This is a genomic window from [Clostridium] ultunense DSM 10521, assembly GCF_000511955.1.
Lineage (GTDB): Bacteria > Bacillota > Clostridia > Tissierellales > Tepidimicrobiaceae > Schnuerera > Schnuerera ultunensis.
Genome location: NZ_AZSU01000001.1, coordinates 251,062 through 252,795 on the forward strand (window position 1 = coordinate 251,062; position 1,734 = coordinate 252,795).

Annotated in this window: 1 protein-coding gene; it reads right to left on the reverse strand. The window is 29.9% G+C overall.

Annotation, left to right across the window (positions count from 1 at the left end; translation table 11 throughout):
• Nucleotides 1–169 precede the first annotated feature (169 nt).
• Nucleotides 170–1,600: a transposase gene (locus tag CUL_RS0101235; RefSeq protein ID WP_025640274.1), complete on the reverse strand. Its 1,431-nt coding sequence runs from the start codon at nucleotides 1,598–1,600 to the stop codon at nucleotides 170–172.
• Between the last annotated feature and the right edge of the window lie 134 nt (nucleotides 1,601–1,734).

Consider the following 1,734-nt stretch of genomic DNA (forward strand, 5'->3'; position numbering starts at 1 on the left):
AGATAGTTGCAAAATATGATTTTAAAGTTATCCACAGAAAATAGGAGAAAATAGGCAATTAAACGCTTTTAAACATCTTAAGTTTTCAGATATCCACAAAAAAGGCATAGCAAAGCAAAGGTTCAATGAAACCTTTTAAAAACTGGTTATCTAGTTTCAGAGATTAAAGTTAAGCAATCAAAGATTTAATAGCAAGAGGTTTATCATAATTTTTAGACTTAAATATAAGTATAAAAGCAATTAATTGAGAAATACAGGCAAGTAGAATATCTGATTTTAAAGATACTGTATTTCTAACTCTTGATGATTTAATTTGAATGAAATTCTTAATTTGACAAATGGATCTTTCGCAGATAGTTCTAAGTCTATATAGTTTCTGCCACTTTAAGCTATCACGAGGGATAGAAGAATTAAAGCGATAATTATGATGTATAGTAATTTGTTTAATTCTTCCGCATTTTGAACTAGTGCAAGGATTTTCACAATTTAATATATAGCTTAGTTTACCATTGATATTAATTTTCTTAGCCTTTGGACATATGTACTTTATTCTATCAGCTCTACCCTTTTCGCGAGTGATACCATCGTAAACCATAGGTAGAGAAGAATCATATGGACAAAGGGGAACACCTACCTGATTAAATCCAGGTTGAGGCAAGTTAGGGGAATTACGTGGATTTAAAGAGATAATAGGCATTATCTTTCTTTTAAGTAAATAAGCATAATTATCATCAGCATCAAAACCAGCATCGCCTAAGAAATACTTATATGAGAAATTAGGATGCAATTGAAAATATGTCTCTAGAGAAGGAATTAAAGATTTAGCATCGTAATTATCCTTAATATCCTGAGGTCTTAAATCTTGGTCAAGGTTGTTATGAGTATCATAGAAGTTAACATTTCTAACAACACCAAGAGCGTTAGTAGAGATAACACATTTTTGGAAGTACCCAAAATGGCCATTAAGGTAGGTAAGCTTAACATCAGTATTAGAAGAAGCAAATTTAGGCATTTGACTTTGAGCATATTTTTCAACATCAAAAGTAGAGTTAGGACTATCTTTAGCAATTCTATTAGCATAAGACTTAGCTTTCTTTAATTCTGAATGATAAAATTTAGGATTATTCTCAGTAACGTAAGCCTCAAACCCAGTGGTATCAGTGATTAAAAAAGAAGCTAAAAATGGATTGATATCCTTAGAAATTTCTTCAGTTACATCAACAAGATTATTGAATAAGTCGTTTAAAGCATCAAAGAAATTAACCTTAAACCTAGAGAATTGAGACTTATGAGGAACCTTGAGAAATCCACAAAATTGACGCATTTCAGATGAAATATTAAGTAATGAAATCAATAGATCGATAGAAGGAAGAGATAAAATATTTTTAAGAATAAAGGCGTTAATCATAGACTCTAAAGAGAAATTTCTTTTTCTACCAAAATGAGAATAATATTTTTGGTAAAAAGAAAATGGAATAAAATCACTAATATTAATGAATTGGTCTAACAAACCAAGTAAATTGTTTTGATTTTTATTGTAAAACTTATCAAATTCAGTAGAAATATCAGTAAAGTTTAATTGTTTAGCTGAAACTGGCATAGGATTCTCCTTTCTATTTGTTTTGAGTTATACACATCTTAGTACTGTATATATACCCAAAATGGGGGGATCCTAGCCATTTCAATATAAATAAATGTAGTAAATATGCGAGTTGTAGGGTTCTGCAACGAGCT